We start from the raw sequence: 13,419 nt of genomic DNA, 5'->3' as shown, positions 1-13,419 counted from the left end.
CTATTTTATTTAATGGACCCTGATGTAAGTCCGCTGATAATCCATTTTTGTGCGAACAAATAGACGATGAGCATCGGGGTTAATGCGAGCAAATATGAAGCGAAAGCTAAGTTGAAATCTGTACTGAACTGCCCCTGGAATACATATTGTACCAGCGGAAGTGTGTAGGAATCCTGATCGCCGAGCAGAACCAGCGGTAGCATAAAGTCATTCCAAGTGGATAGACAAGACAGGATACCGATCGTTGCACTAACAGGAGCAAGAAGTGGAAAAATAATCTTCCAGAACGTTCCGAAGGTCGATGCACCGTCTACTGTAGCCGCTTCTTCCAGTTCATACGGAATGGAACGGATATAACCGGTGTAAACAAATACGTTAAAGGCCAGACCATAAACGACGTATAGAATAATAATCCCTACAATGTTGTTCATGTGCAGGTCGGTAGTCACTTTGACCACAGGCAGCATAATAATCTGGAAAGGGATAAACATAGCGCTAATAAAATAGAAGTAAAGCACTTTGAAAAATCTTCGTTTCATATTTCGTGCAATAGCATAGGCTACCATGGAGTTGGTAAGCAATATGAACACAACTGTTGTAATGGTAATCACGGTACTATTTCCTAATGCATTGAAGAAATTCGTTGCCTTAATCGCATTGGAGAAGTTCTCAAAATGCAGGCCAGTTGGCAGTGAGAAGATAGATTGAGCCATTTCCTCGGGATTCTTGAGTGCGATGGCAATGGTCATGTACAGCGGAAACAGGATCAGTAGTGAGCCTAGGGCGATAAGAATCGTTACAGGCCAATTGGTTGATTTTTTGATCATAAGTCCATCTCCCGTTTCTGCAGAAATTTAAGCTGAAGGGCGGAGATAACGACAATCACGATAAAATAAATTACGGCGTTCGCCGATTGATAAGCAAATTCTCCGCCTTGGAAGCCGCCTGTGTAGATTAAGTGGGCAATAGATTGTGTCGAACGACCTGGACCCCCGCCTGTCAAAGCGACGATTTGGTCAAATACCATCAGACCGCCCTTCATTGCGAGCACCATATTGATGGTGAAGAAGGAAGCAAGCATTGGGAACGTAATGCTCCAGAATTCTCTCCAGCGGCTAGCGCCGTCCAGATTGGAAGCTTCGTAAAGATCATGAGGAATGGTTTGAAGACCCGCCAGATAGAGAATCGTGTTATAAGCAATCCCCTGCCAAACGGCTACAATGACGATACCGATCCAAGCCCAGTCGGAGTTACCGAGAATGTTCTGTGATAGGAATTCGCTGCCGATTTTCGCACCCCAAATAGGGAATACATTAGCGAACAAGTAGTTAAAAATAAAACCAACAATCAATACGCTGAGGATATTCGGCAAGAAATATACGCCACGGAAAAAGTTTTTAGCTTTAATTTTGGCGTTAAGTCCAAGCGCAATCAACAAGCTGATGATATTGATAAGAATAGTGGTTAGAATGGCATATTTAAAAGTGAACACATATGAATTCAACACATTTTCATCTTGAAAAATGTTAATGAAGTTCTTAAATCCTACGTAATCAAAGCTGTCACTAAAGCCGTCCCAGTTCGTGAACGAATAATATATACCCTGGATTGCAGGAAAGGTATGGAAGGCAAAGAAAAGAAGTAATGCCGGTATAGTCATCAGATAAAAGGCGACTCGGCGTTTGGCCATCATGTAATCCTCCTCATTGTAAAAGCGAAAGAGAAGAGGGGGAGCCCCGTTCTCTTTCGCGGTTCATGTTTGTCTGATCAGTTTATTTCCGGTTAGCTACTTTATCCCATTCCTTATCAAGCTGTTCTAGGTAAGCTTTAATATCTTTCTTTTGCAAGAAGGATTGGTTGATGGTATCCACTTTCATCGCACTTGGGATGTAGTGGTCAGCAAAGTCAGCCAAGTTGCCAGCGGTAAACGCTTCTTTGAAGCCATCCATCGTTGGATCATCTTGTGTTACACCTTGTACAGCCGGGAATGCTTTTTGCTCATTGATGTATAGGCTAACATTCTCAGGTTGAAGCAGGAAGTCTACGAATTTCTTTGCTTCTTCTTTATGTTTAGTGTTCTTGGAAATCGTCAGCAACGTATCTACGCCAGAAATGACTTTGTTATCGGCAGCATCATTTGTTGCTGGGAATGGGAATACGCCAAGTTCAATGGATGGATTGGCTTTCACGATTTCTGGGATCGCCCATACGCCTTGCAGGTACATTGCGGATTCACCTTTAGCGAATGCTGTGTTTCCGTCATTGTAACCTTTACCAAAAATATCTTTTTGTCCGTATTCCGTCAGCTTAAGCAGCTTTTCAGCAACCTCGTTAAAGCTGTCTGCGAAGGTTACAGTGCCTGCCGCACGCTCCTTGAAGAAATCATTTCCTTTAATGATCGTGGAGAGGGAGTTGAACGGCGTAAGTGTTGTCCATGAATCCTTCAGTGTCAGGTAAAAAGCATTTTTACCGCTGTCCTTGAACTTTTGAGCGACAGCCATGAACTCATCCCAAGTAGTTGGAACAGTAACACCGGCTTCAGCGAACATCGCTTTATTGTAAATGACACCACTTGCGTTTGAAGAGAATGGAAGACCATTTAGTTCGTCCGAACCCGTCAGGTCTTTCAGCATTTGAAGATATGCTGGCTGGATATTCTCAGCGAGTGGATCACCTGTGAAATCTTCAAAAAGACCGCTGCCAGATAACGTCTTGTAGGTGTCAGTTGCTCCGATCCCTACCACGTCAGGAATATCTTTCTTCGCTGCACGAGTTTTCAATACCGTTTCAGCATCTGGCGGGTTAACCTGTGTGACAACAATATTTGGATTAGCTTCATTGAATTTCGCAACCAGCTTGTCGAAGGTGGCTTTGGCTTCGGTTTTATTTTGGAAAAACTCGACTTTTACCTTTTCACCGGAGGAGGCATTTCCACCACTATTTGCGCTGTTGTCAGCCGCATTGCTACCACAGGCACTAAGTACGGACATAGCCAGTACGCTAACCACTACGGGTTTGATTGTTTTTTTCATGATTAAATCCTCCTAATAATTTGTTGGTATTATGAACATGTAAAAGATTAAACATGTACGTAAATGAAAACTAATTGATATTCTGCTACTTATAGGCGGCAGATATGCATCACCAATAGAGAGAGTAAACGTTTACGTAAAAGGGGTAAAAAGACTCAGGTAAGTGATCTTACCGTTTGTCTTTCCACGATTAAGTGATCGACAATTTTGCTATCTACAGTCTCGCCTGTTTCAATCATCTGAATAAGCTTCTCCACGGCGATCTTACCAATATCGTACAGTGGTTGACGCACTGTAGTTAACGGAGGAATAATCATTTTCGCCATTCCAAGATCGTCATAACCCATAATGGATATATCGTCGGGAACACTTAAACCATATTTGATGACCGTGGAAAGAGCACCAATCGCCATTTCATCACTAGCGGCAAAGACGGCAGTGACATCAGGGGCTTGCTCCAAGAGAGCTTCCATTGCAATGCTCCCGCTTTCATACAGAAAGTCTCCAAAGGTGAGATAGCGGCTGTCGAAAGGAATCCCACTCGCTTCAAGCGCTTTACGATATCCCTCGGCTCTGGGTGCACCAGCGATAGCATCGCTTGGATTTCCGCTGATCATGGCGATTTTGCTATGACCTTTGGAAATTAAGTAGAGGGTAGCATCATAAGCAGCCTGGTAATCGTCTACTTTCACGTAAGGTACACTGGCAAATTCCGTTTGGGAAGAAACCAACACAACTGGGATCTTCATGGTTTCTAGCACATCGTAATACTCTTTCTTCAAGACCTCACTAGAGTAAATAATGCCATCGACCTGCTTCTCCCTTAAGAGTTGTAAGTACTTTAACGTTCGTTTACCATCCTGGTCGGTATTACAGACCATTACACTGTAATTACGGTCATTGGCCAATTCCTCAATGCCTTTAAGCAGATCGGAGGAGAACGCTCCAGAAACACTTGGAAACATTACACCAATAGTCTGCGTACGCTTATTGATTAGACCACGAGCAATCGCGTTGGGTTGATAGCCGAGTTCTTTGATAGCTTCATTTACCTTTTGTTTCGTCTTGTCGGAGTACCCACTTAAATTGTTTAGCACGCGAGAGACTGTTGCAATGGAAACGTTCGCTTTTTGTGCAACATCTTTAATTGTTGGGTTCATTCATACGACTCCTTAGATTACGGTTAGCCTTAGATTAAACGTTTACGCTTCGAAAATCAAATTCATTAAAAAGTATTACGTAAACGCTTACCCTGAATATAAATCCTGACAGGTATGCTTGTCAACTCCACTTAAAAAATATGTGAATGATAAGAACCATGAAAGGTGATTTTTTTTTAATAGAATGAAACCGATTAAATTACCAGAAAATCTCTGTTAAAGTGGTGTGTAAGAGGAAAAAATGTAGTTGGAGCAGGATATTAAGAATACAGAGACCCAGAATTGACAAAAGAATATTAGAGGACTAACATTTAGACAGTAAACGCTTACGTGAAATCGGATTGACATGTTTATCATTGGTTTAGTGTTTAACCGGATAAGGAGCTGCGCTTATGAATATTTATCTCGAAATTCCAGATGTGGATAAGCATTTTCCTTTTAGAAGTTTACTATGTGGAGGAGATACGCTGTGCTATCCGCATTGGCATAAAGAAATTGAAATTATATATGTAACTAAAGGAAGTCTAAATCTGGGAATAAATGATACCCCTATTCACATGGAGCAGGGTGAGGTTCAATTTATCAACGGTGGGGATGTCCATTATTTTCTCGCCTCACCTGAAAGCGAACGGGTAGTCATTCAATTCGATCTTAACCTGTTTCAGGAAGTTGCAGCTTTGAGCGGAAGTGATTATTCGCTTCGTGAGGTCTTTACGCTTATGGAGCATTCTAGTTCAAAATGGCCCGAAGCAACCGCCGTGAAGATCAAAGGGCTGATTGAGAGTATTTATGAGGAAGACGTGCAGCGAAGAGATGGGTACGCTTACTTAATCAAAGCTAGATTGTTTGAACTATTGACCGTTATTTTACGGGAAGTACCGAAGAGTGCACTCAATAAACAGCCTAAGTTCTCGGAAGATACGCTGAACCAGTCCAGAGAAACACTGGAAAGATTAGAGCGGATTTTTATCTATGTAGAGCAACATTACCAGGAAGCCATTACGCTGAATGAGGTAGCTAGCTATATGGGCTTTAGTCCGTATTATTTTACCAAGCTATTCAAGAAGAATACTGGTATGACCTTTATAGCTTTCTTAAACGAATATCGGCTTAACAAAGCTAAATGGATCTTAATCAATGAAGATTTGCCGATGTCTGCGGTGGCGGAAGCCGCCGGGTTTGGCAGCGTGAAGACATTCCATCATTTTTTCAAGGATGCTACGGGGATATCCCCCCTAAAATACCATAAGACAATATTCGGGAATAATACAGCAAGAATGCAGGAAGAAAGACGCCCCCGGGCTTTGTATGATAGAGATATCAAAACAGGAACAAGTGGAGGTTAAGACAAAGATGACATTAACAGTAGGAATTATCGGCTGCGGAGGCATTGCTAACGGCAAACATATGCCAGCATTAAAAAAAGTAGAAGGTGCGCGAATGGTTGCTTTTTGCGATATCGTTCCTGAGCGTGCAGAAAAGGCAAAGGCGGAGTTTGGGGATGAGAACTCTGTAGTTTACACGGATTATACAGAACTTCTTAAAGATGCAAGTATAGATGTAATTCATGTATGTACACCGAACATTTCCCATGCGGAGATTTCCATTGCGTCAATGGAGGCAGGTAAGCATGTAATGTGCGAGAAGCCAATGGCTAAAACCACTGAAGAAGCGCAAGCAATGATCGATGCTTCAAAACGAACTGGGAAGAAGCTGACCATCGGTTACCAAAACCGTTTCAGACCAGATTCAGCTTATCTGCATACGGTATGCGAGAATGATGGTCTTGGAGAGATTTATTATGCTAAAGCTAAGGCGATCCGTCGTCGTGCCGTTCCAACGTGGGGCGTGTTTCTGGACGAGGAAGCGCAAGGCGGAGGTCCATTGATTGATATCGGTACTCATGCCCTTGATTTGACTCTTTGGATGATGGATAACTACAAACCAAAGTATGTTGTCGGTAACGCTTATCATAAGCTGTCCGGTCGTAAAAACGCTGCGAACGCTTGGGGCCCGTGGGATCCTGAGAAATTTACAGTTGAGGATTCCGCCATTGGATTCATTACTATGGAGAATGGAGCTAGCATCGTTCTCGAAGCAAGCTGGGCGCTGAATACCCTTGATGTTGGTGAAGCTAAAACTGTGCTTTGCGGTACTGAAGGTGGAGCGGATATGGAGAACGGCCTGCGCATTAACGGAGAAGAATACGGCAAGACATTCGAGAAGCATATCAGTCTGGAAGCCGGTGGCGTTGACTTTTATGATGGCGCGGGAGATGATCCTGCATTGACGGAGGCTACTCAGTGGATCGAAAGCATCGTCAATGACACCGAGCCTGTAGTGAAGCCAGAACAGGCACTTGTTGTTACCCGCATCTTGGAGGCTATTTATAAATCTTCTGAGACTGGCATGCCTGTATTTTTTGACTAATTTGAATAATCAATAAAGCTTAACGACATAGATAACTATGAACTAGGAGCGTGTCCCAAGTGACCAGAGTAACGGTATGGAATGAATTCCGCCATGAACGGCAGGAAGAGAGAATTCTCAAGGTTTATCCGCAAGGGATTCACGGACAATTGGCAAGCTTCCTTCAGGAAGCAGGACTGGACGCTCAGACAGCTACGCTGGATGAACCGGAGCATGGACTGACACAAGAAGTGCTGGATAACACGGATGTACTGATTTGGTGGGGACATGTTGCCCATCAAGAAGTTAGTGATGAGATTGTAAATCGTGTTCACCAAAGAGTGCTTCAAGGCATGGGGCTAGTAGTTCTTCATTCGGGTCATATGTCCAAAATATTCATGAAGTTAATGGGCACCAGCTGTGATCTAAAGTGGCGTGAAGCAGGGGAGAAGGAGCGTCTTTGGGTCATGGACCCAAGTCACCCGATTGCTGAGGGCATTGGTGAATATATCGATTTGGAGCAAGAGGAAATGTACGGAGCACATTTTGATGTGCCAGCACCAGAAAGTCTAATTTTTGTCGGCTGGTTTGAAGGCGGCAATGTGTTCCCAAGCGGATCGACCTATCGTCGCGGGAACGGGAAGATCTTTTATTTCCAACCCGGCCATGAATCTTATCCAACCTATTACAACAAAGAAATCCAAAGAGTGATCATCAATGGTGTGAACTGGTGTGCACCAACGAAGCGTGATTATCCAGTTTACGGACATTCTGAAGCTTTGGAGCCAATCAAAGAAAAGGTGGTATTATAAATGAAATTAGGCGTATTTGATCCTGTATTTGGAAGTTTGACTCTCGATGAGATGCTTGATAAAATCGCTGCTGCTGGTTTGAATGCGGTAGAGATCGGTTCAGGAGGCAATCCCGGAAATGCCCACTGTCCAACAGATGAGCTGCTTGCCAGCGAATCAGCACGTAAGGAATATCTGGAGAAGTTCACGAAACGTGGCATTATGATCAGTGCATTCAGTTGCCATAATAACCCGATTTCGCCGGATAAAGAGGAAGCTCGTGAAGGCGACGAAATTCTGCGTAAGTCGATCAAGCTAGCTTCGCTAATGGGCGTTAAGGTAGTGAACACTTTCTCGGGAACCGCGGGAGACAGCGACGATGCAAAAGCACCGAACTGGCCAGTTACACCTTGGCCTACCGTGTACAGCGACATCAAAACCTGGCAGTGGGAGCAAAAACTGATCCCTTACTGGAAGGAAATTGGTAAGCTGGCTGAGGAGCATGGCGTTAAGATCGGTATTGAGCTTCATGGCGGATTCCTCTGCCATACTCCTTACACGATTCTGAAGCTTAGAGAAGCAACCTGTGATGCGATCGGCGCGAACTTAGACCCGAGCCATCTGTGGTGGCAAGGCATCGATCCTGTAGGTGCGATCAAGATTCTTGGTAAAGCTGGTGCGATCCATCATTTCCATGCCAAGGATACGTACCTGGATCAGGACAATATTAATATGTATGGTCTGACGGATATGCAGCCTTACGGCGATGTACAGACCCGCGCATGGACCTTCCGCTCCGTTGGCTGTGGACACAGCATATCTGAATGGTCGGATATCATGAGTGCGCTGCGTACTTACGGTTATGATTATGTGGTCAGTATCGAGCATGAAGACCCTCTTATGACGGTAGACGAAGGCTTCCAACGTGCAGTAACCAATTTGCAATCCATTCTTATTCGCGATCAACCACAAGGTATGTGGTGGGCGTAAGAATAGTTTAAGAACGAAAGGTCTTGATTCTCTAGTATTTGTAGAGGATCAAGATCTTTTTTTGCGTGTTTATGTGGATGTGGGTTAGGATAATGTGCGGATGAAGAAAATAGCAGAAAGCAAGGTTCTAAGATGAATAAAGGAGAGACAACAATGTTACTAGAAGTTATTGCTACAACATTAAGTGATGCAGTACTGGCCGAGCGTTATGGAGCTGATCGAATTGAATTGATCACTGGGATCAGTGAAGGGGGATTGACGCCCAGTCTGGGACTTATTGAAAAAGTGCGCAATGCTGTCTCTATCCCGGTCAGGGTAATGGTTAGACCCCATGCCAGATCCTTTTCTTATGATAAGGATGATATAGAAACCATGGAGAAGGATATTCAGCATATCGTATCTATCGGTGGGTTATCTGTCGTAATGGGCATGTTACGCCCTGATGGGACAATTGACGAAGAGTCACTTCAAAGGCTGCTTCGTACTGCAAAAGGTTTGGAGGTGACATTCCATCGTGCTTTTGATGAAGTGAGAGATCAATTTGAGGCGTTAGAAATATTGATGCGTTATCCTCAAATTACTGACATTCTAACATCAGGAGCCGAGAATACAGCCCCTAAAGGTGCGGAACGTCTTGCTGCGCTGGAGCAGCTTACCTCGAAGCAATCTATATCTATTCTTGCTGGCAGTGGGTTAACGGCAGACGGGTTAAGTGATTTTATAAAACAAACGGGTGTGCGCCGAGTGCATTTCGGTTCAGCCGTTAGAGAAGATGGAGATGCGCTAAAACCGATAGATCCTCTTCGCCTGCAGGCTGTTCGAAACTTTTTGGATCAAAGAAAAGAGCAGTAACCTCACCGGTACTTATTGATTTCATTCTCCGATAGGCTTGTCCGTTGATTTCGATTTAATTTCCTCATATTGGATGATATTATAAAATCGGAATATTAAATTTGCAAATGTTGATCAAGCCAAATATGACAATCGGAGGATGATCCACAGTGAGTAAGGTACAGTTCTCGGTTCAAGTAAGGTTAGTATCCAATCTGGAACGTTCCAAGGAATTTTACGCTACAGTGTTAAGCTGTGAAGTGAATGACTGGTGGGCGGTACGCGATGAATTTGCACTGGGATTCAAGCTAATACAGGCAGCTCGTACGGAAGATGTACAACCAAATATAGCTGGACAAGGTCAGATCACTCCGTGGGACACCTATGCTTATGTGGAGACTCATTCTGAGCTTGACGAGCTATATGAAGAGCTAAAGGGTAAAGGAGCAGAATTTGTTCAAGAGCCTGATCTTCAGGAAGCAGACTGGGGGAGCTGGAAGGACTTTGCGATTAAAGATCCGGATGGGTACGTGATTGCATTTGGTTCAGGTAAGAAACATTAGTTGTCTAATCATGAAATACTGAGCATATAAAATATAGAGCTGATCTTTGGTTATCCAAAGGTCGGCTTTTTTAATGTGCGTTCACTTGGTTACAGTATTGCAATCTCTGCGTCAAATGTGGGGGACGAGTTGAAAAGAATAGGTACAGGTTGGCATGCAACAAAATTGAAATGATTTCGTCTTTATATATGGAGGTGGAGAAAATTGGGATTTTTCGTTTCGGGTGGCCAGTTTCAATCTTCATTACAGCGGTATGTGAAGCTGATGCTAGTGTTTGGGCTTCTGTTCGCTGCATGTTTTACAGGTGTGGGAAAGGCGGAAGCTGCTGCTGGATCAGATCTGATTATCGTGAACAAAAAAACAAACAAACTCGCGTATTTCAGTGATGGTAAGCTGGTAAAGATCTTTCCAGTCGCAACGGGGAAGTCGAAGGAACTGACACCCGAAGGCAGCTTCAAAATGGTAGTTAAAGTAAAGAACAGACCCTATTACAAAGAAAAAATACCCGGGGGTGATCCGGCCAATCCACTTGGCGACCGCTGGCTAGGGCTAGAAGTGAACGGAACTTATGGTACCACGTATGCGATTCACGGCAATAATAATGAGTCCTCCATAGGAAAGTATGTTAGCGCCGGATGTATTCGAATGCACAATGATGACATCCACTGGCTGTACCCAAAAATAGCTAAAAATACAAGGGTTATTATTACAACAAGCACACTGGCTATGGAGAGTATTGCGACTAAAAATGGGTATTCCGTAGGAAGTAAGATGTTTGCTGGAGCTTTTGAGATGGATGGAGTCACGACAAAGCTAAAAGATCCCTTTTTAATGGATAACTCCCGTGTGTTTGTTCCGCTGAGAGAATCCGTAGCCTTGTTAGGTGGAACTTTACAGAGCAAAGCTGGAACAGGTGCACTGCTAATTACGATAGGAGATCGTACAGTGGCACATCAGCCTTTATCCGATCAGGCTGTTGTGAATGGAAAGACACTTATGATACCGGCGTCCCGTATTGAAAATGGTCGATTGATGATTCCGCTGAGCATTTTGCCCGAATTATTTGGTATTCAGGTGCAATGGAGTTCACAGTCTCAGTCGGTAAAGATTATTTTATAACTATTCTTGAACTTTTAATTCTGGCTTAAATGGGTATATACTATATTCATTCAAACCAATTCGGACAATGACGGAGGACCACCGACTAATGAATAACTAACACGTTTCCTAGAAGAAGACCATAGAGCTTGTGAAGTGCATATGCACAAGTCACGGATCACCCGTTCAGGGTGATAACGGTCAGGGATACGTGTGTCGGTCGGGGGTCTTACGTTGCTTTTATATGAATAGATCTATCTATTGTTTGGTTTACTCTGCATACAGCAGGTGATCACGGCCGTAGTCTATTCATGTTATGGCATATTTCCCCCCATCATACGCTATTTGACCGCAGACCGCTGGCTGCGGTTTTTTATTTGCAATATAATCGGAGGAATGAAATATGACCTTAATAAAAGCAAAAAATTTACGTAAAGAATGGAACGGGACCCTGTTATTCGAGAAGGTGTCCTTTGAGATATCAGAAGGAGAGCGTGTGCTCTTGTTCGGTCGTAATGGAATCGGCAAAACCACATTACTTAAGGGGCTGATCGGTCGCCTCCTCTTTGAGGAGGGAAGTATCTATCATGGCTTGCCACGTGAGGAATGGGGTGTGCTGGATCAGCAGCTAGAAGTATCCGAAGAAGTGACCGCCTTGGATTACGTAATCGCCGGATCGCCAGAGCTCCCCCAATTGAAGCGCCAGCTTGAATTTCTCAGTCAAAGGTTGCAGGAGCAGGACGACGAGAGTGAAGCGGGATTGGCTGAATACGCCGAAGTGTACGATCAATACTTGCAGCTTGGTGGATATGACTGGGAGGCTAAAGCCGAAAAATGCTTGAAGCAGCTCAAACTTGAGCGTTCGGTTTGGAATGTGCCTTACCCATTGCTAAGCGGTGGGCAAAAGACACGCGTTCAATTGGCAGCATTGTTAGCCCAGCAGCCGAAGCTGTTGATTCTAGATGAGCCGACGAATCACTTAGATGGGGAAACGATGGAGTGGTTGGAACAATGGGTTCATACCTATCCCGGAACTGTGCTTTATGTTTCGCATGATCGTACGTTCATCGATCGAACGGCGACGGCGTTGCTGGAGCTTAGTCTAGAGGGGTGTCGCCGGTATTCGGGTGGATATACGCAGTATCGGGAGCAGAAGGCGGTAGAGGCGCGAACGCTAGAGGGACAATATAAGAAGCAGGAACAGGAAAAGGAGAAGCTGCTAGAGAGCATCAGAAGGTATTCCGAATGGTTCCAACAGGCACACCGTGCTGCCGGACAGCATGATTTCCTGCGTGCGAAATCAAAGAAGAACGTATCTCGTCTTCATGCGAAGGAAGCTGCACTCGAACGCTTAAATAAGAACCGTGTGGAATTACCACGCGAGACAAGTAAGCTGAAGATGAAGCTGGAAAGTGAAGCATTTATGGCGGACACTTTGCTGTCACTCCATGAGATTGATTTTGCATATAAGGGTAGTGCGCCTGTACTGAAAAATTTCAGTTTGTCATTGAATCGAGGAGATCGTCTCGCTATTCTGGGTCCAAATGGTGTCGGTAAGTCTTCTTTGCTGAAGCTGATTGCTGGTATTCATCAACCTAGCAAAGGTGAAGTGCGGCTGCATCTACGTACGAAGGTTGGTTATTTTGCGCAAGAGCTCGATAATCTAGCGGTGTCGTCCACCATTTTGGATAGTTTGCTTGAACTGCCAGGTATGACCCAAACGGAGGCACGGACGATTCTGGGCTGCTTTTTATTTTCGCGGGAGGATGTCTTTAAACCAATTGGTGATTTAAGTCTGGGGGAGAAATGTCGTGTAGCTTTCCTTAAACTGTACTTTGGAAAAGCTAACCTATTAGTACTGGATGAACCCACCAATTATCTGGACATTGACACTAGGGAACGTGTAGAAGAAGCGCTAAGGGTATATCCTGGAGGAATTGTGATGGTCTCACATGACCGGTACCTTCACACTAAAGTAGCTAATCGTTTGGTAATACTAGCACCGACTCAGGCACCGAAGTTTTTTCAAGGCTCCTATGAGGAATACACCTCGAAAGACAGGAGTCGAGTGCTTACCCGTAAAGAACAGGCCCTTGAGGACGACCTCGTTCTTCTGCAGCTGCGTCTGAATCAACTGATCCAGAGCGGAACTAGGGATACAGAGGAGGAGAATGAAGCGTTAATGGCGGAAATCGTTAATCTGAGGGCACAGATTCAGGAAATAGAGGGTAAGGAAAAAACTATACACTCATAGGGAAGAACCGACACAACCTAGCTCAGGATAGAAGGTATCTTGGGCTGGGTTGTTTTTTCGAATATTCCGTTAGGAGTCATCACAGTCAAAGTGTATAATTGGATGAATATGGATTTTTTGCGAATAGAAAATCTTGAAGGGAAGGCTGTAGAAATGACAAAATTCGGCTCTTTTATATTGGAATTACTTCGAATGTGTGTATTGCTTGTGTTGACCTTGTGTTTAAAGGTTGGTACAAATCGCAGAAAAATCAAAAGCTAACGATCCTCACTACGAGAATCACAACGGTTA

At 44.1% G+C, this 13,419-nt stretch carries 12 protein-coding genes; 8 read left to right on the top strand and 4 right to left on the bottom strand.

Going from position 1 to position 13,419, the window contains the following annotated elements; all coding sequences use genetic code 11:
- Positions 1-5: 5 nt before the first annotated feature.
- The 4 genes from ACWNM1_RS08690 to ACWNM1_RS08675 form a co-directional block, all read right to left on the bottom strand.
- Positions 6-827: a carbohydrate ABC transporter permease gene (locus tag ACWNM1_RS08690; RefSeq protein ID WP_170880249.1), complete on the bottom strand. Its 822-nt coding sequence runs from the start codon at positions 825-827 to the stop codon at positions 6-8.
- The gene (locus ACWNM1_RS08685) at positions 824-1,690 is read right to left on the bottom strand and encodes a carbohydrate ABC transporter permease (protein ID WP_042185429.1); all 867 of its coding nucleotides are present in this window, start codon (positions 1,688-1,690) and stop codon (positions 824-826) included. Before ACWNM1_RS08685 ends, ACWNM1_RS08690 begins: the two co-directional genes overlap by 4 nt.
- A gap of 82 nt (positions 1,691-1,772) precedes the next feature.
- A complete protein-coding gene (locus ACWNM1_RS08680) occupies positions 1,773-3,032 on the bottom strand; it encodes an ABC transporter substrate-binding protein (protein ID WP_149646583.1) in 1,260 nt (419 codons plus the stop codon).
- 155 nt (positions 3,033-3,187) lie between these two features.
- A complete protein-coding gene (locus ACWNM1_RS08675) occupies positions 3,188-4,192 on the bottom strand; it encodes a LacI family DNA-binding transcriptional regulator (RefSeq protein ID WP_076284001.1) in 1,005 nt (334 codons plus the stop codon).
- Between the two features lie 392 nt (positions 4,193-4,584).
- Here ACWNM1_RS08675 and ACWNM1_RS08670 point away from each other — a divergent pair, with 392 nt between their 5' ends.
- From ACWNM1_RS08670 to abc-f, 8 genes are all read left to right on the top strand, one after another.
- On the top strand, positions 4,585-5,538 hold the full coding sequence (locus ACWNM1_RS08670; protein WP_042185433.1) for an AraC family transcriptional regulator: 954 nt from the start codon (positions 4,585-4,587) through the stop codon (positions 5,536-5,538).
- 7 nt (positions 5,539-5,545) lie between these two features.
- On the top strand, positions 5,546-6,622 hold the full coding sequence (locus ACWNM1_RS08665; protein WP_449600678.1) for a Gfo/Idh/MocA family protein: 1,077 nt from the start codon (positions 5,546-5,548) through the stop codon (positions 6,620-6,622).
- A 59-nt stretch (positions 6,623-6,681) separates the two neighbouring features.
- A complete protein-coding gene (locus ACWNM1_RS08660; RefSeq protein WP_042124690.1) occupies positions 6,682-7,413 on the top strand; it encodes a ThuA domain-containing protein in 732 nt (243 codons plus the stop codon).
- Positions 7,414-8,382, top strand: a complete 969-nt coding sequence (locus ACWNM1_RS08655; protein WP_449600677.1) for a sugar phosphate isomerase/epimerase family protein — start codon at positions 7,414-7,416, stop codon at positions 8,380-8,382. It abuts the gene before it with no gap.
- 153 nt (positions 8,383-8,535) lie between these two features.
- Positions 8,536-9,234 (top strand): copper homeostasis protein CutC, encoded by a 699-nt coding sequence (locus tag ACWNM1_RS08650; RefSeq protein WP_449600676.1) that lies wholly within the window; start codon positions 8,536-8,538, stop codon positions 9,232-9,234.
- Between the two features lie 149 nt (positions 9,235-9,383).
- Positions 9,384-9,776, top strand: coding sequence for a VOC family protein (locus ACWNM1_RS08645; RefSeq protein WP_339245508.1), 393 nt, complete (start codon positions 9,384-9,386; stop codon positions 9,774-9,776).
- Between the two features lie 204 nt (positions 9,777-9,980).
- Positions 9,981-10,895, top strand: a complete 915-nt coding sequence (locus ACWNM1_RS08640; protein ID WP_449600675.1) for a L,D-transpeptidase family protein — start codon at positions 9,981-9,983, stop codon at positions 10,893-10,895.
- A gap of 382 nt (positions 10,896-11,277) precedes the next feature.
- Positions 11,278-13,128, top strand: a complete 1,851-nt coding sequence (gene abc-f / locus ACWNM1_RS08635) for a ribosomal protection-like ABC-F family protein (RefSeq protein ID WP_449600674.1) — start codon at positions 11,278-11,280, stop codon at positions 13,126-13,128.
- The last annotated feature ends 291 nt before the right edge of the window (positions 13,129-13,419 follow it).

The organism is Paenibacillus sp. Marseille-Q9583 (assembly GCF_976954365.1).
Note: the sequence above shows the minus strand (reverse complement) of the source record. Positions and strands in the feature narration are given on the sequence as shown.